The sequence below is a fragment of the Helicobacter pylori genome, assembly GCF_014498195.1.
In the GTDB taxonomy this organism is placed as follows: Bacteria; Campylobacterota; Campylobacteria; order Campylobacterales; family Helicobacteraceae; genus Helicobacter; species Helicobacter pylori_DO.
Genome location: NZ_JACTGH010000010.1, coordinates 38,490 through 61,828, shown reverse-complemented (window position 1 = coordinate 61,828; position 23,339 = coordinate 38,490). Strand labels below are relative to the sequence as shown.

Annotated in this window: 23 protein-coding genes and 1 pseudogene; 5 read left to right on the top strand and 19 right to left on the bottom strand. The window is 38.4% G+C overall.

What is annotated here, in order from left to right; translation table 11 throughout:
- From H7N67_RS05905 to H7N67_RS05895, 3 genes are read right to left on the bottom strand one after another with little or no spacing between them, the layout of a single operon-like run.
- Complete coding sequence (locus H7N67_RS05905) at positions 1-816, bottom strand: MlaD family protein (RefSeq protein WP_000439497.1); 816 nt, start codon at positions 814-816, stop codon at positions 1-3.
- A complete protein-coding gene (locus tag H7N67_RS05900; protein ID WP_079373778.1) occupies positions 801-1,586 on the bottom strand; it encodes an ABC transporter ATP-binding protein in 786 nt (261 codons plus the stop codon). The genes H7N67_RS05905 and H7N67_RS05900 overlap by 16 nt, the downstream gene beginning before the upstream one ends.
- Positions 1,586-2,719 carry an ABC transporter permease gene (locus H7N67_RS05895; RefSeq protein ID WP_187939354.1) on the bottom strand — a complete coding sequence of 378 codons (1,134 nt, stop codon included), beginning with the start codon at positions 2,717-2,719 and terminating at the stop codon, positions 1,586-1,588. Before H7N67_RS05895 ends, H7N67_RS05900 begins: the two co-directional genes overlap by 1 nt.
- 133 nt (positions 2,720-2,852) lie before the next feature.
- On the opposite strand from H7N67_RS05895, the gene H7N67_RS05890 reads away from it, so the two are divergent.
- On the top strand, positions 2,853-3,548 hold the full coding sequence (locus tag H7N67_RS05890) for an outer membrane protein (protein WP_187939353.1): 696 nt from the start codon (positions 2,853-2,855) through the stop codon (positions 3,546-3,548).
- A 4-nt stretch (positions 3,549-3,552) separates the two neighbouring features.
- Here the strand turns inward: H7N67_RS05890 and ilvE are convergent, their stop codons facing one another.
- From ilvE to H7N67_RS08190, 4 genes and pseudogenes are all read right to left on the bottom strand, one after another.
- Entirely contained in the window at positions 3,553-4,575 is a 1,023-nt protein-coding gene (gene ilvE, locus H7N67_RS05885; RefSeq protein ID WP_187939352.1) for a branched-chain-amino-acid transaminase, read from the bottom strand.
- Positions 4,576-4,626: 51 nt separating this feature from the next.
- Positions 4,627-5,373: an outer membrane protein gene (locus H7N67_RS05880; protein WP_187939351.1), complete on the bottom strand. Its 747-nt coding sequence runs from the start codon at positions 5,371-5,373 to the stop codon at positions 4,627-4,629.
- A gap of 114 nt (positions 5,374-5,487) precedes the next feature.
- Entirely contained in the window at positions 5,488-8,169 is a 2,682-nt protein-coding gene (polA, locus tag H7N67_RS05875; RefSeq protein WP_187939350.1) for a DNA polymerase I, read from the bottom strand.
- 70 nt (positions 8,170-8,239) lie between these two features.
- Positions 8,240-8,320: pseudogene (locus tag H7N67_RS08190) on the bottom strand (type II restriction endonuclease subunit R); the annotation flags it as partial.
- Positions 8,321-8,465: 145 nt separating this feature from the next.
- Between H7N67_RS08190 and H7N67_RS05870 the strand changes: the two are divergent.
- The 4 genes from H7N67_RS05870 (at position 8,466) to H7N67_RS05855 (ending at position 12,363) form a co-directional block, all read left to right on the top strand.
- Complete coding sequence (locus H7N67_RS05870) at positions 8,466-8,705, top strand: helix-turn-helix domain-containing protein (protein ID WP_000777864.1); 240 nt, start codon at positions 8,466-8,468, stop codon at positions 8,703-8,705.
- Positions 8,702-9,709, top strand: coding sequence for a DNA adenine methylase (locus H7N67_RS05865; protein WP_128036366.1), 1,008 nt, complete (start codon positions 8,702-8,704; stop codon positions 9,707-9,709). The genes H7N67_RS05870 and H7N67_RS05865 overlap by 4 nt, the downstream gene beginning before the upstream one ends.
- A gap of 3 nt (positions 9,710-9,712) precedes the next feature.
- Positions 9,713-10,852: a DNA methyltransferase gene (locus H7N67_RS05860; RefSeq protein ID WP_128036367.1), complete on the top strand. Its 1,140-nt coding sequence runs from the start codon at positions 9,713-9,715 to the stop codon at positions 10,850-10,852.
- Between the two features lie 62 nt (positions 10,853-10,914).
- Entirely contained in the window at positions 10,915-12,363 is a 1,449-nt protein-coding gene (locus H7N67_RS05855; RefSeq protein WP_187939349.1) for a hypothetical protein, read from the top strand.
- Positions 12,364-12,372: 9 nt separating this feature from the next.
- On the opposite strand, the gene H7N67_RS05850 is transcribed toward H7N67_RS05855, so the two are convergent.
- The 12 genes from H7N67_RS05850 to hemJ are packed head-to-tail and all read right to left on the bottom strand — an operon-like array spanning position 12,373 to position 23,333.
- Positions 12,373-12,948, bottom strand: coding sequence for a ComF family protein (locus H7N67_RS05850; protein WP_187939348.1), 576 nt, complete (start codon positions 12,946-12,948; stop codon positions 12,373-12,375).
- Positions 12,936-13,511, bottom strand: a complete 576-nt coding sequence (gene tmk / locus H7N67_RS05845) for a dTMP kinase (RefSeq protein ID WP_187939347.1) — start codon at positions 13,509-13,511, stop codon at positions 12,936-12,938. The genes H7N67_RS05850 and tmk overlap by 13 nt, the downstream gene beginning before the upstream one ends.
- 1 nt (position 13,512) lies before the next feature.
- Positions 13,513-13,986 (bottom strand): pantetheine-phosphate adenylyltransferase, encoded by a 474-nt coding sequence (coaD, locus tag H7N67_RS05840; protein ID WP_187939346.1) that lies wholly within the window; start codon positions 13,984-13,986, stop codon positions 13,513-13,515.
- Positions 13,986-14,549 (bottom strand): UbiX family flavin prenyltransferase, encoded by a 564-nt coding sequence (locus H7N67_RS05835; RefSeq protein ID WP_000780141.1) that lies wholly within the window; start codon positions 14,547-14,549, stop codon positions 13,986-13,988. Before H7N67_RS05835 ends, coaD begins: the two co-directional genes overlap by 1 nt.
- Before the next feature lie 9 nt (positions 14,550-14,558).
- Positions 14,559-15,191 carry a flagellar basal body P-ring formation chaperone FlgA gene (flgA, locus tag H7N67_RS05830; protein ID WP_415751984.1) on the bottom strand — a complete coding sequence of 211 codons (633 nt, stop codon included), beginning with the start codon at positions 15,189-15,191 and terminating at the stop codon, positions 14,559-14,561.
- Positions 15,192-15,211: 20 nt separating this feature from the next.
- Complete coding sequence (uvrD, locus tag H7N67_RS05825) at positions 15,212-17,257, bottom strand: DNA helicase UvrD (protein ID WP_187939371.1); 2,046 nt, start codon at positions 17,255-17,257, stop codon at positions 15,212-15,214.
- On the bottom strand, positions 17,257-19,791 hold the full coding sequence (locus H7N67_RS05820; protein WP_187939344.1) for a tetratricopeptide repeat protein: 2,535 nt from the start codon (positions 19,789-19,791) through the stop codon (positions 17,257-17,259). Before H7N67_RS05820 ends, uvrD begins: the two co-directional genes overlap by 1 nt.
- A gap of 9 nt (positions 19,792-19,800) precedes the next feature.
- Entirely contained in the window at positions 19,801-21,048 is a 1,248-nt protein-coding gene (serS, locus tag H7N67_RS05815; protein ID WP_187939343.1) for a serine--tRNA ligase, read from the bottom strand.
- Positions 21,049-21,846 carry a carbon-nitrogen hydrolase family protein gene (locus tag H7N67_RS05810; RefSeq protein WP_187939342.1) on the bottom strand — a complete coding sequence of 266 codons (798 nt, stop codon included), beginning with the start codon at positions 21,844-21,846 and terminating at the stop codon, positions 21,049-21,051.
- 3 nt (positions 21,847-21,849) lie between these two features.
- Entirely contained in the window at positions 21,850-22,110 is a 261-nt protein-coding gene (locus tag H7N67_RS05805; RefSeq protein ID WP_108382555.1) for an exodeoxyribonuclease VII small subunit, read from the bottom strand.
- Between the two features lie 9 nt (positions 22,111-22,119).
- A complete protein-coding gene (ubiE, locus tag H7N67_RS05800; RefSeq protein WP_187939341.1) occupies positions 22,120-22,860 on the bottom strand; it encodes a bifunctional demethylmenaquinone methyltransferase/2-methoxy-6-polyprenyl-1,4-benzoquinol methylase UbiE in 741 nt (246 codons plus the stop codon).
- 26 nt (positions 22,861-22,886) lie between these two features.
- Positions 22,887-23,333: a protoporphyrinogen oxidase HemJ gene (gene hemJ, locus H7N67_RS05795; protein ID WP_187939340.1), complete on the bottom strand. Its 447-nt coding sequence runs from the start codon at positions 23,331-23,333 to the stop codon at positions 22,887-22,889.
- Positions 23,334-23,339: the final 6 nt, after the last annotated feature.

Sequence of the window (23,339 nt, the reverse complement as noted above, 5' to 3'; positions counted from 1 at the left end):
TTATTTCCTTTCTCCAAAAATCGTTTTATAGGGGTTAGCGTCAAATTTGTCTATCAAAGCAGAGCCTTTTTCCACAAAATTATCAATGTTTCTTAAGCTCAACTGCGCTTGCATGATTAAGGGAGTGAACATCGCCTTAAAGTCGTATTGCCCCTGTTTGACGCGTTTATCCACATCTAAAGCCACATTATTGACATTAGAAACGAGGTTGTTAGCGTTGCTGATTAGCGAATCAAATTGAGTCTTTCTTGAATCCAAGTTAGCGATGAGATCATCCACTGAAGCGAGAATGTGCTTGAATTTTTCCACATTTTCATCGTCTAAAATCCTATTCACATTCCTGATCGCTTTCATCACTTCTTGCACCGCTTGGTTAGCATCACCGCTCAAGCGATCCATAAGCCCTTCTTTAAAGATTAAAATCCGCTCCCCTTTATCGCCACTGCCATAAAATTCTTCATTGTGGCTTTGCTCTAAGGCTAAAAATTTTAACCCCATAAACCCTCTAGAAGAAACCGCCACTTTGGAGTCTTTGCGGATCTTAACGCTGGATTTAATCATCAAATCCAAACGGACCACCCCCACTTTATCCTTTGCAAAACCCACCTTGATGACATTACCCACTTGAATCCCTTTGTAATTAATGGGCGAGTTGGTCGCAATGCCTCCCAAGTCTTTGTCCGTATAGACCACGTATTCATAATACTTTCCGTCATCTAATCCCAAATGGCCTAGCCATAAAATAAAGCCTACCATGCACACTAAGCATAAAAAGAAGAGCCCGCCGATTAAAGTGTAATTCACATGCCTTTCCAAAATTTCTCTCCTCGTGTTGAATTGAATAAATTGCCTTCATCTAGCCCTTGAGTTTGAGCTTTTTTAATAAAATCTTTTAAATCCCCATTAAACTCTAATAGCCCGTCTTTGAGCATGATGAATCGATCCACGCAATCATGCACGGAGTCTAAATCATGCGTGATCATCACCACCGTAAGCTGTAAGCTCTCTTTGAGTGTCATGATGAGTTCATCAAATTTGCCCGCGCTATAAGGATCTAGCCCGCTTGTTGGCTCATCTAAAAATAAGATTTCCGGGTTAGTCGCCATGGCCCTAGCTATACCCACGCGCTTTTTCATCCCCCCACTCAATTCATAGGGGTAAAGGTGGTAAGCCCTAGGGGGCAAACCCACTTTTTCAATCCACATTTTAGAAATTTCTTCAACAATTTTTTTAGAATAAGCGCCGTATTGCTCTAGCATGACACCCACATTTTCTAAAACGGTTAGAGAGCTATAAAGCGCCCCAAACTGGAAGCAAATCCCACAGCGGTTAAAAATCTTTTGCTGCTCTCTTTCTTTGAGTTTCCATATATCTTCCCCAAAAAGCAACACTTCCCCCTTTGTAGGGCGATTGAGTAAGATCATGCACCTTAAAAGCGTGCTTTTACCGCTCCCTGAACCCCCTAAAATCGCCATCACTTCGCCTTTATGCACGCTAAAACTCACGCCCCTATGAATAATGGCGCTCCCAAAAGCGCTATGGAGATCCTTCACTTCAATTAAGACTTGATTGTTAGTAGCGTTCATTATATGTTCAACTTAGAAAAGAGAATAGAAAAAATAGCGTCTAAGAAAATGATCCAAAACAAAGCGTTCACGACGCTAATGGTGGTCAAGCGCCCAATGCTCTCGGTATCCCCCTTGACTTCAAACCCGCGCATGCACCCCACCATTGCAATCGCAAACCCCCAAAAAGGGGCTTTGACAATCCCTACCAAAAAATGATTCCAGCCCACTGTGTCATGCAATCTGTCTATATAGCTTGGAAAGCCTAAATCCAATTGGTATTTAATCGCAAACATGCCCCCAAGAATGGCGAACGCATCAGCGATAAACACCAATAAAGGCAAAACAATCACTAAGGCTAACACCCTAGGTAATACTAAAAATTCAAAAGGGTTAAAGCCCATGGTTTTCATCGCGTCTAATTCTTCAGTGATCTTCATCACCCCAATTTGCGCAGTAAAACTGCTCGCGCTCCTCCCAGCCACCACAAGGGTCAAAATAAAAGGACCGATTTCTCTTAAAGCGAGTTTAGCCGTCATTTCCACCGACATTAAAGGCGCACCCATGTCTTGTAATTGTAAAGCCCCTTGTAAAGCAACGGCAAACCCCACGATAAACACCGTTAAAATACTCACTGGCAAAACCTTAAACCCGGATTCATTGATATGATAGAGCAAAGGAGTGATGCAAAAGCGTTTGGGGTTGAAAACGCTTTTAATGAAGTAAAATAAAATCATGCCGCAAAAATTGAACGCGTTTAAAAAGGTGTTATAAGTCTCTACGATACTCTTACCCAATTTAGTGATCAAAAGTTCGTAGTGTTTGCCCGCTTTTTTAGATTCCAAATCGTCTTCTTTTTCAAGCCAGTCTTTAACCACTTTCAAAGCGCATGCGTTATTCTCGCTCACGTTGCACAATTCAATGTTTAAAGAACGCTCCCTAACTAAATCAAATAAAAACATGCCAAAAACAAAATCCACTTTTTGGCACCCTGAAAAATCCATTTTTAAAGACCCTTGATGATCTAATAAATTTTTTTTCAACTCATCTAAACGAAACACGCTCGTTTTAAAATCCCAATCCCCTCTTAAAATCAGCACAGAGTTCGCCCCATCTTTACGCATCTCTAAAAATTTTTGTTTCTCTGTCTTCATTAAAATATATTCTCTCTCAGATTAGGTAAAATCTATTAACAAAATTTTGTTTGTTAAAGCGACTATTTTAACACAATGATAAACCAAAAAGTTAAACAATACTCTATTCAATAAAGGATTAATTATTTTTAAAATGTTTAAAAAAATCATTTTTTTGTGCGTTTTTTTGATAGGGGGATTTGTCATTCCGCCCCTTGAAGCCATGCCTATTTTGCATAATAAAACCCCTAAAAAAAATTACCAAGAAGCCCATGAAAAGCTCTATAGAAGCATCATTAACCGCCAAAAGCTCACTCGTAAAAAAAGCGGGTGGTATTTTTTAGGGGGGGTTGGCGCTGTAGAAGCCATTAAGGACTATCAAGGCAAGGAAATGAAAGATTGGATCGCCACGCTCAATTTAAAAACCGGCGTGCAAAGTTTTTTTAAAAAATATATCGGGATTAGGGGGGTTTTTGCATGGGATCTTGGGTCAGGAAAAGTGAATTACCAAAGCCATAAAGATCCTACCAACTCTTTTTTTACCATGCTTGCGGTGGGTTTGGATGTGATTATGGAATTCCCTTTAGGGAGTTATAAGCATTATTTGGGGGCGTTTGGGGGAGCTAGGGGGGCTTTAGTCGTTTATACAGACAAGCAAAATTTCAAGTTTTTTAAACATTCGGTGGTTTCAGGGGGCTTAGCGATTAACGGGGGGGTTATGCTCACGCTTTTTTTAAGACACCGCATTGAATTAGGGTTTAAAATCTTACCCACCGCCAGATTGCTTTCTAGCTCCAAACGCTTTGAGACTTCGCCCTTATTTTATGCGGCATACAGCTATAAATTTTAACCTTTTAGCCAACTTCAAAAATCCAATCTTTAGGGGCTTCTTGTTCGCCTTGCTGGATGGATAAAAGCAAATCATAAAGTTGTTTAGTAATATGGCCCGGCGCTTCAAAAAAATAAGACTTGTTGTTGTGCACGATTTCTTTAATGGGCGTAATGATCGCGGCTGTCCCGCACGCTCCAGCTTCTCTAAACGCATCCAACTCATCCATTAAGATTTCCCTCTCTTCTGTGTTCAGGTTCAAATATTCTTTAGCCAAAACCATCAAGCTTTTTTTTGTAACGCTTGGTAAAATGCTTGGCGAATGCGGGGTGATAAAGGCACTATCATGCGTGATGCCAAAAAAATTCGCCGCCCCCACTTCTTCAATTTTAGTGTGCGTGGCAGGATCTAAATAAATGCAATCATCATAGCCTTGCTCTATGGCCATTTTATGGGCCAACAGGCTTGCAGCATAATTCCCCCCCACTTTCACCCCACCGGTGCCTTTAGGCGCGGCCCTATCAAAAATCGTAGTGATAAACCTAGCCCCTCCTTTTTCTATACCCCCTTTAAAATACGCCCCCACAGGCGCGCAAAACACGATAAAAAGGTATTCACTGGCCGGCTTTACCCCCAAATTATCCCCCACGCCTATGACAAAAGGGCGCAAATACAAACTCGCCCCGCTTTTATAAGGAGCGAGCCATTTTTGATTCGCTTTGACTACTTCAGCGCATGCTTTTAAAAACAGCTCTTCGCTCACTTTGGGCATGAGCAGTCTTTCGCATGAAGTTTGCAAGCGTTTGGCGTTTTCTAAAGGGCGAAAGAGTAAAGCCTTCCCCTTTTGAGAGCGGTAAGCCTTCAAGCCTTCAAAACAAGCCTGCCCATAGTGTAGGACCGGCGAGCCTTCGCTGATTTGCAACACATTTTCGCTCACCAATTCGCCTTGCGACCAAGAGCCGTTTTTATAACTAGCGATGAAGCGAAAATCCGTTTTAATGTAGCTAAAGCCTAAATTTTTCCAATCTAAATTTTCTAAATTTGCCATTTTCACACCTTTAAATGGATAGTTTCAGGCGTGATTGTATCTAAAAAGGGGTTAAAAATCCCTCAAGTAACTGATTTGAAACGCATAAACCCTGCGCACATCAGCCTGTAAGGTGTATCCCTTTTCGTTGGTAAGAGAGAAAAGCTGGTGCGTGATCGTAGGCACTTTAATCCCTAATTCTAGGCTATTGTGTTTAGCGATATGGGTGCGGACCCCAAACTTCCATAAAAACTGGAAATTGGCCGGGCTATAACTGGAATCGCTGTGGTGTTTTGCATAGCTGGCGATCTCTTTACTGATGCTCGTTGCCCAACTATCCCCGGCTAATTGAATCCCCACGACAAAACCAAAAACCATGTTTTCTTTATTCACAAAATTCCACAGCGTATCCAGCCCTACGCCATAAGTGAATAAATTAATATAGTATTGCCCTTGATAGGAATCCCTCTCTGTCAAGGTAGTCCCACCAAAACTAAAGCTATTGTAAATAAACCCGCTCTCGCCCACCGGGATACCCTTTTTCATCACGCCAAAGCGGTTGTGCGCGTAGTCAAAAAACCCATAATAACGCATGCCAAACCATTTTTTCTTGCCAAAAAATTGCTTATAGCCCGCTTCAAAACCCGCTCCTGCATAAGGCGGGAACTTTATCAAAGGTTTTTGCAAGCCGTTGTCATTCACCATTTTAGTCTGATTTTGTATCATGCTCACCTGGTAATTGACTCCCACAAAAGCCGCGCTCTCTTCAGCGCTCGCCACAACACCCAAAGCCCCTAACAATACAATTCTTTTCAACATTCAGTCTTTTCCCTTTATTTTTTGATAATCGCTCTATATTATATTAGCTTAAAATGGCTAAGTATTACTTATAAAGAAATAATAATATATTTTTTCTTAAACTCAATTAAAAAACTAACCTTTTAGTTCATTCCAACGATTCGCCACAAACGCGCTCGTTTCTAGCGGCACCCTCAAAGGATACACTTCATCATTAAGAATGCGTTGGATTTCTTGTTGCAACTCTGGGGCGTTCTTTTCTTCAATCTCAAAAATCAATTCGTCATGCACTTGCAAAAGCAGCCTCACCGAAGGGTTATTTTTGAAACGCTCGCTCACTTTGAGCATGCCCAATTTCAATAAATCGCTGGCACTCCCTTGAAAAATCGCATTCACGCCCTCTCGCAAATAATTGCCCTTAACATAGTCATTCACGCCATTAAAATCAAACACCCGGTAACGCCCAAGCAAAGTAAAAGCTTTAGAAGTTTTTAAAATCTCTTCTTTCATGCCATTTAAATAATCTTTAATGCTAGGGAATCGTTTGAAATACGCTTCTATGTAACTTTTAGCCTCACTTAAAGGGATGTTTAAAGTTTCGCTCAATTTCTTACTCCCCATGCCATACACCAGCCCAAAATTAATGCTTTTAGCGATGGATCGTTTTTCTTTGGCTAAATCTCCACCAAACAACGCCTTAGAAGTTTCTAAATGGATGTCTCGCCCCTTTAAAAACGCCTCCATTAAATCCTTATCCTGGCTGAAATGGGCCAATAAGCGCAATTCAATTTGCGAATAATCCACCCCTAGCAAACAGTATTCTTTAGAGCTAGCGATAAAGCCCTTACGAATGAGTAAGCCTTTAGGCGATCGCACCGGGATATTTTGCAAATTAGGCGAATGCGAGCTTAAACGCCCGGTAGCTGTGCCGGTTTGGATGAAAGTGGTATGGATTTTATCATCTTTGTCTTTTAGGCGCAATAAGGGGGTGGTGTAAGTGTTAAAAAGCTTATTCAATTCCCTGTATTCCAAAATCAAAGGGATACTTGGGTGCTTGTCTAGGATTTTTAACAAGTTTTTTTCATCGGTAGAATGGCTTTTATTTTTAGGAAGCCCTAATTTTTCATACAAGACTTCGCTAAGTTGCTTGGGCGAATTGAGGTTGAAATCCACGCCGATTAAATCCAAAATTTGGCGCTCTAAAACTTTTAATTCATCTTTAAACTCCTGCTCTAAGCGCTTGAAATAAGGCGCATCAATCTTAAAGCCTTGAAATTCCATATCCATTAAAACTTTCACAAACGGCGTTTCAACTCCTCTAGCCAAAGCAAGCAAGTTTTCTTCCAATCCCCCTTTTTCAAAATACTCGCACAAACGCTTTAAAGCGTTTAATTCCAAACTCAATCGCTCTAATTTTTCCACCTTACTTTTAGTCTTAAAATCTTTGATTTTTTCATGCGGGACTAAATCTTCTTTTAAATATTCCTTTAAAACTTCATCAAACCCCACTTTTTCCGGATTCTTTAAAAACGCTAAAATTTGGGTGTCTTGGATGCGGATGTTTTCTAAAGACACCTGGTATTTGGCTTTTAAAAAGCTCAATAAGGGCTTTAAATCATGCCCAATGATACACGCATGCTGTAATATTTGAGAAAAAGCGTTTTGCAAAAACTCTAAAGAAAAGGGCGAAAATAACGCCTCTTCTAAAGGTAAAAAATAGCCTTGATCTTGTAATAAAAACGCTAGGGCTAGAATTTCTTTTTCTTTATTTAGCACCAAACGCATAAAAACCCTTGCGTTAGGATTTTTTAATTTTTCTAAAAACATGCTAAAAGATGCGGTGTTTTCTAAAACGATCATGCGCGATTTTTTAGGGGCGCTGTCTAATGTTGGTGTGCTGTCTAATGTAGGGGCGTTTTCTAAAATTAAGGGCGTAGGAGAATTTTCTAAATCCCTTAAAGTGGAAATAAAACCATATTCTTTCAATTCGTCTTTAATTTTCAATAAGGGGTTTTCGCTAGGAAAAGTGCAACTTAAAAAATCAAATTCTTTAATGCATCCTCTTTCTAAAGTGGCTAATTCTTTGCTTAAAAACGCGCTCTCTTTGTCTTGTATCAAGGCTTGATACATTTTAGGGCTGAGTAAATTTTTCGCCAAGTCTAAATTTTCATAGATTTTTTCCAAGCTCCCCAATTGCTGTAACAATTCCTTAGCGTTCTTGCTCCCAATGCCTTTAACCCCCTTATAATTATCGCTGCTATCCCCTACAATGCCTTGATAATCCGTGAATTGACTCGGCAAAATCCCGTATTTTTCCACGCAATCTTTCGCCAAAAACTCCGTTTTGCCATCAAAAAGCGCGATTTTATCGCTCAAAAGCTGGTTAAAATCCTTATCTTTAGAATAAATGCGCGTTTTATAAGGGCTTAGCGTGGCCAGGCTTGCGATCACATCATCGGCTTCAAACCCATTCACTTCCACGCAAGTAAAACCCATTTTTTGCAACCATTCTAAAGCGATAGGGATTTGTAAAAGCATCTCTTTAGGGGCGTCTTTACGATTTTGTTTGTATTCGCCTAATTTTTCGGCTCTTTTAGTTTTAGTCTGGCTTTCTAGAGCGAACACGATAAAAGGCATGTTTTTTTTATCCTTATAAAATTTTTTAATCATGCCCACAAGCCCCGTTAAAAGCCCTGTAGGAAAGCCCTTATCGTTGGTTAAAGGCTTATTTTTAGCGCTCATGTAATAGCTTCTAAACAAATACGCAAAGGTATCAATTAAAGCTAAAGTCCCCTCTTTAATGACTGGCTGCTCCATGGTTCAACCCTCTTCAATCAAGCGAATTTTAAATTTATTGTAACACAAGCTAGCGCGCTTAAAACCCCTTTTAAAATAACGAGTCTTTTTGAATGGGCGCTTCTTGGCTGATAACTTCTTTTGTGGCTTGGATTTTAGCGCTGCAGTATTGAACTGATAGTAAAATATTGCTCCATATTTAACTTACCTATTTAATAGTTATTTTATACATAAAAATATTTATAATATACATATTTAAATCTCTTTTAAGGATATTTTAGGTATAATGAAAGAATTTAATATAAAGGGCATAAATTATGAAACTATCGCAAATATTAAAGAAAATACATGCTCTCATAGAGAGCAAAGAAATGCAAAACATTTCACAACAAGAGATGGCAAATAGACTTGGAGTGTCTTTGCGAACATATACGGAGTGGCTAAGAGATGTTAATCAGCCATTAGCAATGAGAGCTATTTTAGATATGTTTTCGCAGCTCAATGATGACGATATTGTAAAAATCGTTAGGGCATGGCAGACAAGTAGGGTCAAATGAGATTTATTGGTTCAAAAATATCTTTATTAAAAGAGATAGAAAGCATATTGCCAACATATATAAAAGGGCAAACTTTTTGCGATATATTTTCAGGGACTGCCTGTGTGGCAAGATACTTTAAACAAAAATATAAAATTATTTCAAACGACTTACTATATTTTTCTTATGTTCTACAAAAAGCTTATTTGTGCAACAATGAAAGACCTACTTTTATGGGTCTAGAATTAAATCCTCTTGATTTTCTAAATAATAACATGGGAAATTTAAGTAGTGCTTTCTTTTATGAAAACTATTCTCCAAACAAACATAGCGAAAGAATGTTTTTTACAAATGAAAATGCCCTAAAAATAGATTTTATAAGACAAACCATTGAAGAATGGTATATTCAAAATAATATAAATCAGGATGAATATTTTTATCTTTTAGCTTGCCTAATAGAGGCCGTTCCTTTTGTTTCAAACACCACTGGAACTTATGGAGCTTATCTTAAAATTTGGGATAAAAGAGCACTTAAAACATTAACGCTAAATCCAATAGAATTAACCACTACAAATACAACGAAGCACTTTGTATTTAATAGAGATGCGAAAGAACTTATAAAGGAAATATCAGGAGATATTTTATATCTTGATCCCCCATATAATTCAAGGCAATATGGAGCAAACTATCACATACTTGAAACTATAGCCAAATATGATAATCCACAAATAAAAGGCAAAGTAGGAATTAGGGAATATAGAGAATTAAAATCTAAATTTTGCAACTCGAAAAAAGCTTTGAGCGAACTAGAATATATTGTAAAAGAAGCGAATTTTAAACACATAGTCTTAAGTTACAATGATGAAGGCATAATGAGTATGTTGGATATAGAAAATCTATTAAGACAATATGCTAAATTTGAAAGCTATAAGATGAAAAAGATACCATATAAAAGATACAAAAGGACAAGCGAAGAAGCTAAAAGCCATATAAACGAATTGCTTTTCTATATAGAAAAAAGGTAAAACATGAATTTAATCAATAAATTAGAATTAGATAAAATTCTTCATAAGAAGCATTTGGAAAAATATAGCGATGAAGTGTTTAATGAGATTTTAAATATAATTAAGAATGGACTAGAAAATAAGATAAAAGAGCTAAAAAACAAAGAGCGAGTCAATAAAAATGACGATAATAAGCCAAAAATTAAAGCGATCGAATATCTAAATAAAAAGGAAATTGAAATTTTGCCCAAATGGGTAAAAAATGATATAGATAAGGCAGTTATTATTGGCAAGTCAAAACAAGTTATACAATTAGAAAATGGCAAAAAATACCACTTAAAAAATAAGCTTAACGATTTAAGTGGAGCAGAATGGAACTATTTTTTAAATTCTGTTTTATGCACTAGATATAAAACTAGCGGAAAGGATAGTTATGCTCACGAAATAAGAAAAGAGCATCCTTCTCCAAAACCTCCACAGCTTATGCGAGATATAATTTCTTTTTTTACAAAAGAGAATGAACTTGTGTTTGATTATTTTGCTGGAGTAGGAGGAACATTACTTGGTAGTTCACTGTGTAATAGAAAAGCTATAGGTTTTGATTTATCTGATCGTTATAAGGACATATACATGAAAGCGAATAAGAGCTTGGATTTAAAGGAGCAAAAATTTATATGCGGAGATAGCTTAGAGCTTTTAAAGAGCAATAATCTCATGCAAAATTTGTTTAAAAATGAACTTGCTAGTCTTATTTTAATAGATCCTCCTTATGGTGATATGCTGTCTCGTCCAAAGACAGGAGAAACCTTAAAACAAAAAAAAGATACTTCACCTACCCCCTTTACAAATTTAAAAAATGACTTGGGCAATATGAATTGGCAAGAGTTTTTAGAAAAATTTAAACAAAGTGTTGGATATAGCATAAAATATTTAAAGAAAGGTGGACATTTGATTGTTTTTATTAAAGACTTGCAACCAAAAGGGAATAAGGATAATCTGCTTCACGCTGATATAATTAAAACCTTAAACACAATCAATGGGTTAAACTATGTGGGCAATAAAATTTGGGCTGATTTAAATGTTAATTTATATCCCTACGGTTACCCATTTTCATTTGTTGCAAATCAAATTCATCAATTTATTTTGGTGTTCAAAAAAAAGTAGGTTTTTCTTTTATGTAAGTTGCCTTTTGATAAAATACTTTGTAATTTTATTAAGGATGAAAAATGAGAGCTAGTAACTTATGGATACTTACAGAGGAGCGACCAAAAGATAATGTTTTAAGGACAATTATTGAAAAATTTGCACTTGATAACAAAATAGGTATTTTTATCTCAAACTTTCATATAATCCCTATTATAGATAGATGTAACGGAAATTTTACATTTTGCTATCAAGTTTTAGGTGCTTGTTCTCCTTTTATTCGTAACATTTACATTATCAATGTATCAGGTAGTTCGAGCTTTGTGGATTTTTTAATATTTTTTCAAGATTCTCGTCCCAATCAATTGGCTGATATTCCACTTTATATTATTGAAGAAACAAAAACAGATGATAGTGAAAGTCGAAATACTGGCATTTATCAAAGAGCCTCAAAATTTGTTTATGCATCATCTATTTTCCCTAATGCAAGAAAAATTATGCTCTATTCGCTCCAAATTTCTCAAAAAGATACACTCACTCAAACGAATATTTTTGGCACAAGATGTTTAATGACGCTCGGAGTTGAAATTTTAGGAAAAAGGCTTGATGAAGATTTATGTCCTTTTTATTCTATGGAAGAACTTATTGCTTTTAAAGAAAATATGAGAAAAGCACCTAAAAATAACACTCCTATCAATATTGTTCAATATAACAATAAAATTACAATATCTGGTAGGCTATCAAAAAACAATTCTTTATCTCATGATCCAAATATAGGAGCATTAAGTTTAATATCTGCAACTATTAGGAAATTAGGCTATTTAGGAGAGATAGAAATTATCTCGCACGACTTATCTCAAGAGTATATAAAAAATGACAATAAATTTATACGAGTTGCAAATATTTTGAACATACAACTTGAAAACTTAACGATTCCTCTAGTACTACCAAATCGTAATGACTATTGGCATTATGAATCATCAGGAGAAAAATTAGCTACGATATTTTTGCATTTAGTTATCGAACATTTTACTACTGCTAAATCAATATATGAAAACCACGCTGGATGTGAGCGTGGATACTTTTTTACTCCAACTGGAGAGGCAGTAGCTGTAAAAAAATATGAAGATAGGGATCGTTATAAGAGTGGCGATAAATCGGCTAAAATTGCCATCCCTGATTTAGTTATCAGTGATATAGGCAGAAATGAGATTATTGATATAGAGGGCAAGCAATTTATTAAAGTTGATATTGGCTTAAGAGAGTTAAATGGATTTGACGCTTTTGAAAAAACATATATAAGTCATTACTATCCAAACGCTAGAATAATAAGAAGTCTTGTTTTATTTGGTGGTTCAGAGAATGAATATCGGAAGTTAGTTTCCCAAAAATTATCGCAATGTGATTCAGTTAAGATAGGATTTGTATTGAGTGAGAATGGTAAAATGATTTTACAAACTCATTCCCCTGAAATTTTTAAAGAAGCTTTGAGAAATTTATATTCTTTTTATGGCTTAAAATATCAAAAATAAAATTATAACTCATTCATCCGCGCTGCAAAGCGCGATCGCAAAGTGCGCTTTAATGTTTAGGGTTTTAAGGTATTTTAGGGCTTCTTTTAGGGTGGTGCCGGTGGTGATAATGTCATCTAATAAAAAATAATCTAAATTTTTATCGCCTTTGAAGGTGAAATCCCGTGGGTGGTTAGCGCGAAATTCCAGGCTTTTCCCGGCATATTTGATAGTATTTTTGGCTCTTAAAGTCCCATAAGTGGGCTTTAAATTGCCTTGACAAAAGCCTTTTAAAAGCGCGGCAGAATGCGAGTAAAAGGATTTGATTTTATCATCAATGGCGATACCATAAAGGGGGGTGTTTAAGCCTTTTTCTTGTAAAATCCTTACAAATTCCGCGCCGGCCTTTTGAGAAAGCAAGGGCAAAATGCGAGAGCCAATCAGCGCGTATTTGCTTTTAATGAGTTCTTCTATTTCGCTATAAGCGTAAAAACTATACACGCTCACGCCCTCTAAAACCCTTACTTTTAAGCTCAAGGGCAGATCGTTTAGGCAATTTGGGCAAAGAGGCTTAAAAGAAAGCTTCAAACAAGTTAAACAACGCATTCAATAAAGGCGGTGATTTGCTCATGCAAGTTTTTAACGCTTTCTTTGGCGTTTAATTCCAAAACTTCGCACCCAAATTTTTCTCTTAGCGCGTAAGCGTGGGTTTTGAGCTTTTGCTGGATGGTGAGTAATTTTTCTGTGCCTTGGTTTTCTATTTTATCTAAACTTTTAAGGCTTAAGCGCTGTTTTAAGCCCTCTTCATCTATCACTAAAAGAACGATTTTTGTAGGCAAGATGCTTTGAGTGGCAAGCAGGTTTAATTCCAAGCTTGAAAACTCGCTATAAGCCATGCCAGAGATCAAACTCCTGTCGCTAATGATGAGTCTTTTTTCTTTTAAAGCCGGTTTGATCACGCTTTCTGCATGCTCAGCCCTATCGCTTAAAAATAAAAACGCTCTAGCCAATTCGCTGATATTTTCATTTAAAGCGATACGCCTTAAACTCTCGCCCATTCTTGTCCCCCCTGGCTCTTTGGTAAAAAGGGCGTTTTTAAACCTGTTTTTTAATAATTCTACTTGAGTGCTTTTACCCGCGCCATCAACGCCTTCTAACGCCACATACATTTTAAACCTTTGAAATCAAAGGATAAATTTCTTCAGGCACTAAATGGCTCGCATCGCCCTTATGCGCGATAATGGATCGCACGATAGAAGAGCTGATGAAAGCGTTTTGTAAAGTGGGCATGAAATACAAGGTTTCTAATTCGTGGTTTAAGGATTTGTTCGCATAGCCCATTTGCAATTCGTATTCAAAATCGCTCACCACCCTTAAGCCCCTAACTAACACCTTACAATCGTATTCTTTAGCCAAATTGGCTAACAGCCCTTCAAACGCAACGCATTCTACATTTGTAAAACTTGTAGTGGCCAGTTGCATCATTTTTAAACGCTCATCTAAACTAAACATGGGGTTTTTAGCGCTTGAGTGCGCCACAGCGACAATGAGCTTTTCAAACAATTCGCTAGAGCGGTGGATAATGTCTATATGCCCGTTAGTGACCGGATCAAAAGTGCCCGGGTAAATGCCGATTTTTTGCATCAGTTCATTCCCCATCGCGGGTATAAGTCATTTTCTATCCCTAAGCTGTCAAACCACTTCCCCACTAAAAAATCTTGCATCGCTTCTAAAGTCTTGCTCTGGGTGTAATAAGTCATCATCGGCGGTGCAATGATTGCATTAGAATGGGCGAGTTTGAGCAAATTTTCTAACATGATAGCGCTTAAAGGCATTTCTCTAGGGGCAATGAGTAAGGGGCGCTTTTCTTTAAGCATGACAGATGCGCTCCTAGAGATCAAATCCCCCCCAAAGCCATGCGCGATTTTAGCCACCATGTCCATGCTCGCTGGAATGATCGCCATTTTATGGATACCATAACTCCCTGATGCGATGCTCGCATGAATGTCTTGCTCGTTAAAAAAAGTCGCACTAGGCCGTAAATCTTTCATGGCGTTTTTAAGGTTGATATTCGATTCTTCTAACGCCACGACATGCGCGTTTTTAGACGCCACGACAAACACTTCAATTTCTTGGGGTAATTTTTCTAAAAACCGCAAGGCTAAAGGTATCCCGCTCGCCCCACTGATGCCTAAAACTAATTTCATGAATATCCTTTATAAGATTTGCGCTTTAGAGCCGCTCAACACTTTTGCTTTTAAGATTTTATTGCTTTCTAAATTCTTGGCTTGAATGACTTGATTAAGCGCGCCATTTTCTAGGGCTTTTAGGCTTATTTCTATGCTGATTTGCCCCTCTTCATACACCCCAGTGATGATGTCGTTTTTACGCACGATGATTAAAGCTTGGGTTTTATCTGCGCTTAAAAGCGTGTCAGGGGGGATAAAATGTTTCGCGCTCACTTTATCGATCGCGCCCTCTAATAAGGGGTTAGAAAGCGCACCAAACAAAACGCGTTCTTTTTGGGTGTTGTTAGCGGTGATGTTTTCGTCTTTTTTAATCGCACTAACGCTTTTAAAAGCCTGCATGCTGCCTATCACGCTATAACGCACCGGTAGGCGTAAATTAGGCTCATTTTCCAATCTTAAAAACACGACCCCATCTTTTTTAAGCTTGTTAGAAGCGCTCAATTCATAGCTTAAAATGGAAGCGTGAGAAAAACGCTCCGGGATTTCTAAGTTAATGGTTTCAATTTCTAATTTTAAGTCTTTGTATTCTTTGAGGTAAATTGCTTTAATTTCTGCTTTAAGCATGTTGGTATCCATAGCTAGTAGCGTGCGTAAAACCATGAAAAAAAGGGTTAAAATTTTCAAAACCCGTTATCCACTTTTTCTACAAATTTTTCTGAGATTTTATCATAGACATTCCCTCCGCAATTGATTTTCAAGCACACACCGCTCAAGCCTTTTTCTACGCCTAAAACCCTCCCGGTGCCAAAAATCTTATGCTTGATCAAATCCCCCACTTTAATGGGCATGTTTTTTTGGTGATTTTGTTTAGGGGGTTTGTCTTGATTGAGCAGCTTGGCTTCTTCTAAAAACACAGAGGGCGAGCAAGAAATTTTCCTCCCAAAATACGAACGCTCTTTGACATAAGAAAGTTGTAATTCTTCTTTAGCCCTAGTGATCGCTACGTAAGCCAAGCGCCTTTCTTCTTCTAAATCGCTTTCTTGATTGAACCCCCTATGCGGGAAAAACCCTTCTTCTAACCCGATCACAAACACATGCTTAAACTCCAATCCCTTACTCATATGCACGCTCATGCAACTCACTTTTTGCGCGTTTTCTGTATTATGGGTATCCAGAACGCTTTCATTCAAAAAATCCAGTAAAGAATGCGTGGGGTTAGTTTTAAAATGCTCTTTCACTAAACTTAAAAGCTCTTTAACAAAGCCCTCTCTTTCTTCGTAATTGTCTTCTTTTTCATAGCTCTTTAAAAGGTTAGTCTCTTCTAAAAACCGCTCGCAAAACTTCTCTACTGAAATTTCAAAAGCCTCCCTCAAACGCCCTATCATAGCGGTGAATTTCTTTAAAGCGTATTCGTTTTTAGGGTTTAATTTGTCTTTAAACGCCCCAAGTTTTAGCGCCTCTTCTAAATTCAAATCCTCTTCATCCAAAAGAGAAAAAATCCATTCTTGAGTGATCTTGCCAAGGCCTCTTGGGGGCTTGTTTAAAACGCGCTTAATAAAAAAGCGATCGTCTTTTTTCGCCACTACATGCATGAACGCCAAAGCGTCTTTAACCTCGGCTCTTTCATAAAAACTCACCGCCCCAATGAGCCTATAAGGGATATTCAAAGCGTTCAAGCTCTCTTCAATGCTGCGGCTAAGCCCGTTTAAGCGATACAAAATAGCGATATTTTCTAAATTCTCGCCCTTCTTTAAAAGGGCTTTGATTTGATAAGCCACATCCAGGCTCTCTTCTTTTTGCGTCAAATATTCCTTACAAACCACGCTTTTATGCGAGCCTTTGAAACTTTGAAGCGTTTTAATGTGGCGGTGTTGGTTGTGGCTGATGAGGGAATTAGCGCACGCTAAAATTTCAGCGCTAGAGCGGTAGTTGGTCTCTAATTTTACCACTTTAGCCCCTTTAAAATGCTTGGAAAAATTTAAAATGTTAGAAATATCAGCCCCCCTAAACCCATAAATGCTCTGATCGTCATCGCCCACCACGCACAAATTATGGTGCGTGAAACTCAATTTTTTTAAAAACTCCAATTGCAAGGCGTTCGTGTCTTGATACTCATCTACCATAATGTAATGGTAGCGCTCGCTAGTCTCTTTGGCGAGTTTTTCATTATCCTGTAAAATCTTAAGGCTTAAACAAAGCAAGTCGTCAAAATCCACTAAATTGTCTTTTTTGAGCGCGTTTTGATAAAGCTCATACGCTTTATAGCATTCGCTATCTTGCATGCTCAAATCCATCATGCCGTTTTTGATTTGAGAAATATTGGCTCTAAAGTTTGAAATTTTGAGCTGTTTGCACAGCGTTTTGACTTCATCGCTATCTAGCACCGAAAAATCGCACGCCCTTTTTAAAAGGCTCATGTGTTGCCTTAAAAACAGCAAACCAAAACGATGGAAAGTGCAAAGCAAGGGGAGGATAAGGGCTTGGTTTTCCAACAATTTCAAAGCCCTTTCTTGCATTTCCTTACTCGCTTTATTGGTGAAAGTGAGCGTTAAAGTGTTCTCGCTAGGCACGCCACAAGTGCCAATCAAATACGCTAAACGGCTCGTTAAAGTCTTAGTCTTACCGCTCCCAGCTCCCGCTAAAATCAATAAAGGCCCTTGAATGTGGCTTGCGGCGATTTTTTGCGCATCATTTAAATTGCCTAAAATGCTTTTTTCAAAACCCATCATTCTAAAAACTCGCTCTTTTTTTCTTGGTTTAAACGCTCTTTTAAAAGGTTGGTATCAATTTCAAAATCAAAATAAGGCGACGAAAAATCAGAGGTTTTAATGGCTAAAAAATGGTTTAGCGCTGATTTCAAGTCCCCTTTTCTTTGATACAACAACCCTAAAGCGTAACGGATATTTTCATTATTCGGATCGTCTAATTTCCCAAGCTCTAGCCATAAAGCGGCGTTATTGTAATTACTTTGCGCGATATAAGTCAAACCCGCTAGGATTTTTAAACGCGTCTCATTGTCCTTAAGATCGCTAATTAAGTTTTGATACAACGCGCCCGCTTTTTCATACTGGCCTTGAAACAAACTCACTAGCGCTAAATTTTCTAACCAATCGTTAGGGGCTTCGCCCTCTTCTAAACTGGCGATTTTTTGCTCTAGTAATCTTTCTTGATGGTCTAAATCATTGACCATAAATCCCATGTAAGTGTAGAAATGACGCCCTAAAATGGGCCCTTGCATGGTTTGATCCCAGCTGATTTTACGCGAATCTAAAAGGGTGTAAATGCTTAAAGTGTGGCGGATACTCGCATCATAATACGAAACGATTTCATAAAAAATATTAGAGATGAGATCTTTAGGGAGCATTTTTTTTAAATTCCCAAAAGATTGCACCATCAATTTTTTATCCTTGCTCTCTTTAGCGAACACCGCTTCTAGCGCGTAATAAAAAGGGAGTTTTTTAGGGGCGTTTTTAAGCCAGTCCATATCCCAATTGGTGCGGTAATTCAAATAAGCGATGAGCGAAGAGAGTAAGGCTTTTTGCGTGGGGCTAGAAAAATCCTGACTATAAAAATTCTCTGTGATTTCTCTTAAAAACTCCGTGGTGTCTTCGTGGGTGAAATGCGAGGCTAAAATTGCAAAAACCGCGCTCAAATAATCCGCAGAATTCAAATGAAAAGCCCTTAAAAAATGGAAATAGGCTTTGTGGTAATTTTCCAATTGCGCATAAATCAAGCCCGTATTATAATGGAGGAGCGCGTTATTGGGGCTATTTTTTAAAGACAAATCAAAAAAAGAAAGGGCTTTTTTTAACTGCTTGTTTTCTAACGCTTTCAACCCTTTGAGCGCGTTTTTATCCGCTATCGCCATCAAACGCCCCCTTTTAAAAGCAAGGCTTGCCCCCTCTAAATCCTTTTTTGCATCAGAATCCAAAAGAAACAGCCCCTCTTCAATCACGCCTAAGGTTTCTTTAGAGTCTAAAACCTTAAAAGGAGCGTAATAAAACAGCAAGCGGTAGATAAAATCCCTTTTGCCTTCAAAATATCGCGTGTTCCAAAAACGCTCTTTGGCTCTTTCTTTGTCCAAAAAAACAGGGTTGATAGTGGGCCTAATGGGGTAAAAAGAGTTGGCTAATAGCGTGTCTTCTTGTGTGTGGCTGGCTAATTTTAAGGCTTCGCTCGCTTTAAGGGTGTCGCCTTTTTTCAAACTCACCAATTCCAAAGCCATTAAAGCGTTTAAATCCTTAGGGTAGTTGTGCAAATAATGCTGCAAATGCTCCAAAGCCTGTTTGTAATGGCCCAAACGCGCCTGCAAAAGCCCTAAAGCAAGCTCATCTTGGGCGTTCGCGCTTTTTTGTAATTGCTTGTAAGCGTTCGTTTCATCTTTAAACATCAAAAACAATTTAGACGCTAAGCGCGCGTTAGGCTTTAAAAAGGCGTTGGAATTAGGGTGCATTAAAGGCGAAAGGGCTTCAAAATACTCTCCAGCGTAATAGGATTTGAGCGCGTAAGCGTAGGAATAAAAAGACTTTTTATAGTCTTTATACAAAGTGTTTCTTACAATTTTTAGATAATGATAATACAAATCTGCGTCTTGCAAATGATAAGCACTCACTAACGCATCAATCGCGCTCACGCTCGCGTTTTCTTTAGAAGCGATGCTAGAATCAAACAAATCCAACGCCCCGTTAAAATCCTTTTCTTTAAACTTAATCACCCCTAAATTATGGCTCGCAATCCCTTGCGAAAAAGAAGCGGCCTTGTCAAACAAATGCAAAGCTTCATCTTTTTGCCCTTGCTCATACAAAAGGCTCGCTTTTTGCATCATCGCATCCACTTGATTTTCATCGTTTCGTTTGAGGGAGTCCTTGCCGATTAAATCGGGTAAGTCTAAATTCTCTATTTGCCCCTCGGCTTGTGTGTTGTTAGCGTTGTTGGTGTTATTAGGCGTTTCGTTATTGGCGGCGATGGTATTAGTTTGTAAAGAAGTTTGTTTATTTTCTTTTTTATGCCCTAGTAACAAACTCAAAGCCACAATGAGCGCGATGAGTGAAAGCAATATTCCAAGCGCGATATAAAGCTTTTTTTTATTGTGTAAAATCTGTTTAAAAAACTCTTTAGAGCTTTTGATTTTATTAATCGTCTGCTCCAAAGCCTGCTTCAAAGAGGGGATTTTAGAATGAATGCCCTTTAGGGGGGTTTCTTTTTCGTTTTTATTTTCGCCCCCTTTCTCTTCTAATGAATTTTGCTCTTCATTCAGCACAAACTAGCCTTAAAGGTATTTTTCTAACGCCTTAGGAATATGGATGCTCCCATCCGCTTGCTGGTGGTTTTCCATTAAAGCGACCATCGTCCTGCCTACCGCCAAAGAAGAGCCGTTTAAGGTGTGCGCTAATTGGTTTTTTTGATTTTCTTTGAAACGGATTTTGGCTCGCCTGGCTTGAAAATCCCTCGTGTTAGACACGGAGCTGATTTCTCGGTAGCAATTTTGCCCAGGCAGCCACACTTCAATATCTATCGTGTTGCTTGCGCTAAAGCCTAAATCCCCACTGCACAATTGCACGAACCGGTGCGGCAATTCCAAAGCCTTTAAAATTTCGCTCGCGCTCTCTAGCATGCACTCTTGCATGACATCGCTTTCTTTAGGGTGCGTGATAGCCACAAGCTCTACTTTATCAAACTGGTGCTGTCTTATCATCCCCCTTGTGTCCTTGCCCGCGCTCCCTGCTTCGCTCCTGAAACAAGGCGTGTGCGCGGTCATTTTAATGGGGAGGTTTTCAACGCTAATAATGGTGTCGTTGTATAAATTGGTGAGCGTTACTTCAGCGGTGGGGATCAAATACAAATTTTCATTTTCTATTTTAAAAACATCTTCTTTGAATTTGGGTAATTGCCCGGTCCCAAAAAGCATTTTTTCATTCACTAACGCCGGCGTGTAGATGATTTCAAAGCCATTTTTTTCATTAAAATCCAACATTAAATAAATGAGCGCGCGATAAATTTTAGCCCCAAAACCCCTAATGACCGAAAAACGGCTTTTGGCGAGTTTCACGCCGCTTTCAAAATCAATCCAGCCATTTTGTTGAGCGAGTTCAAAATGCTCTTTGGGTTTGAAATTAAAAACCCTTGGGGTTAAGATTTTTTTAATTTCTATGTTGTCTTCTTCATTCGCGCCTAAAGGGGTTTTTTCATCCACTAGATTAGGGATTATGGAAAGCTTTAAATCTATTTGTTGCTCCAATTCGCCCACGCTTTTGGAAAGCTCATTCAATTTGATTTTATTGTTTTCTAGCTCTTTTTTGAGATCGCTTGCATCCGCTTTTTGAGCCATTTTGATGCCAAATTCTTTAGAAACCTTGTTTTGAAAGGCTTGCAAGCCTTCCAATTCAATGAGCTGCTTTTTATAATGCGTGATGACTTCGCACAAACGCTCCAATCCATCATCCATCGCATGGTTACGCTTTTTTAAAGAAAGAGCCACCTTATCAAAATCTTGCAATAAAAGTTTTCTATCAATCATTCAACCCTCTTTAATCGTTCTAAAATGCCACAATTTAGCCCATTCATCAATTTCATTTTTATCCATTTGAGCGCTCAAAGCCCCCATTTTACCCTCTAAAGAATCTTCAATAGCGCCATTAGGCAAGGCCACAAAACTATCCCCATAAAATTTCCACAAAAATTCGTTTTTTTGATTTTCTTCTACAATGATTTGGCGATACGCTCCGATCCTATTGGCCCTAACCACCACGCAAGAAGCGCAAAAAGCGCGCATCTGACACAAAAGCCGCCACCTTTCATTGGATTCAAAAGTGGCCACGCTGCTTAAAAGCACCACATCCACGCCCTGATTTTTAGCCTGAACCCATATTTCATCAAAATGCGCTTCAAAGCCAAACAAAGGGGCGAATTTCAAGCCGTCTCTTTCAAACACGAGCAATTCTTTAAAAGCGCTTTTTTCATTGTCAAAAAAGCTTTCTTCATCCCAATGAGGATAGGGAATCAGGCGTTGTTGCGTGTAATACTTCACGCTTTCTTTAGAAATGAGGGCGATTTTTTTATAGATTTTAGAATGTTCTTCTAAAAGCACCGGGGCTGAAATGATCAAGTCTGATTCTTCGCATTTTTGAGACAAAAACTCCATCGCTCGCACAGACTGCGCGTTGATTTCATTCAAATCCAATCCCATGTTATGGTGGAAAAAGGGGTTGATCACGTATTCAGGCAACACCACCACGCTTTGCTTGGGTATGGAGTTGAATAAGGATTGCATGAGGGTTTCTTTAAAAGACTCTAGCTGCAAAGCAAACACTCGCATCCTTTAAGCCTTTTTGTCTGGCGTTTGGAGTTTCTCATACTCCAAATAAGCGTTTTCTAAAAGCTTTTGAGCTAAAACCAACTCTTGCATGGCTGTTTTATACAAATCCATCCCGTCTTTTAAGGACAAGTTAGGATCATTCAAGCGATCTATGGCTTGCTCTAGGGAATAAACATGCTCTTCAAAGCTTTTTTTAGGGGCATTTTTAGCATTTTTAGTGTTTTTTTGGGGGGCTTTTTCGGTTTCAAATAATTCATCTTGCATAACATTCCTTTAGCTTTTTCTAACAAGCATGGTCGTTGAAATTTGAGCGATAGAATCTTCAGTCCTTAAAATCTCAAACCCTGCGTTTTTTAATTCATGCTTCAAACCCTCTAAACTCAAAAACCCCTCAATGGATTGCGGTAAATAAGAATAAGCGCCATAATTCTTACTGATAGCCCCTCCCACTAAAGGCAAAACCTTATTCGTGTAAAACCCTGAGATTTTATCCAGCCATGTGGGGTTGTCTTTTTTTAAAAATTCTAAAATCACTAAAACGCCCCTAGGCTTTAACACCCTAAAAAACTCTTTTAAAGCTTCTTGTCTTTCCACGATATTACGCAAGCCATACGCAATGGAGAGGATATCCACGCTGCTATTTCCAACGCCCTTTAAATCTTTGGCTTGAGCTTGGATGAAAGAAGCTTTGTTTTCAAGCTTCTCAAATTTTTTAATGGCTAATTCAAGCATGTTATTAGAGGGGTCAATCCCCAAACATTCCTTAAACTCTATGCCGCAATTTAAAGCGCTTTTTTGCCAAGCTATGAGCATATCCCCCGTCCCGCATGCCACATCCACAAGCCTTAACGCTTTTTTATTCTCCAAAAACAAAAACGCATGCTCGCAAGCCCTTTCTCGCCATTTAACATCTAGGCCAAAACTCATCAAGCGGTTGGCTTGATCGTAAGAGCTAGCTATATCATCAAACATGTTGATGATTTTTTCTTGCTTGAGGTGCTTTTCTTTTTTCATGACTTTTCTTTTTTCATGGCTTGTCTTTAAAAAGGCTTGACAACCACTAAGATCACAATGAGGATCATTAAAATCGTGGGTATTTCATTAAACACACGATAAAACCTTGCGTTTCTTCTTGTGGGGTCTTTTTCCAGATCGCGCATGCATTTTTTGCAATAAAAATGATAGGCTAAAAGTAAGATCACTAAAGCCAATTTAGCATGCAACCAACCCCCACTTTTAAAGAGCGTGGGCTCTATCAACAACATTAAAATCCCTGTAATAAGCGTAAAACCCATCGCCGGCGAAGCGATAAAGGAATAGAGCTTTTTTTCTTGGATTTGAACCACGCCTACAAACTCCTTTTTATGCGCGTTTTCGGCATGATAGACAAAAAGGCGCGGCAAATAAAACAACGCCACCATCCACGAAATGACCGCTATCACATGGAAAGCCTTAACCCATAAAAAATACCCGCTCAAAAATTCCATTCACTC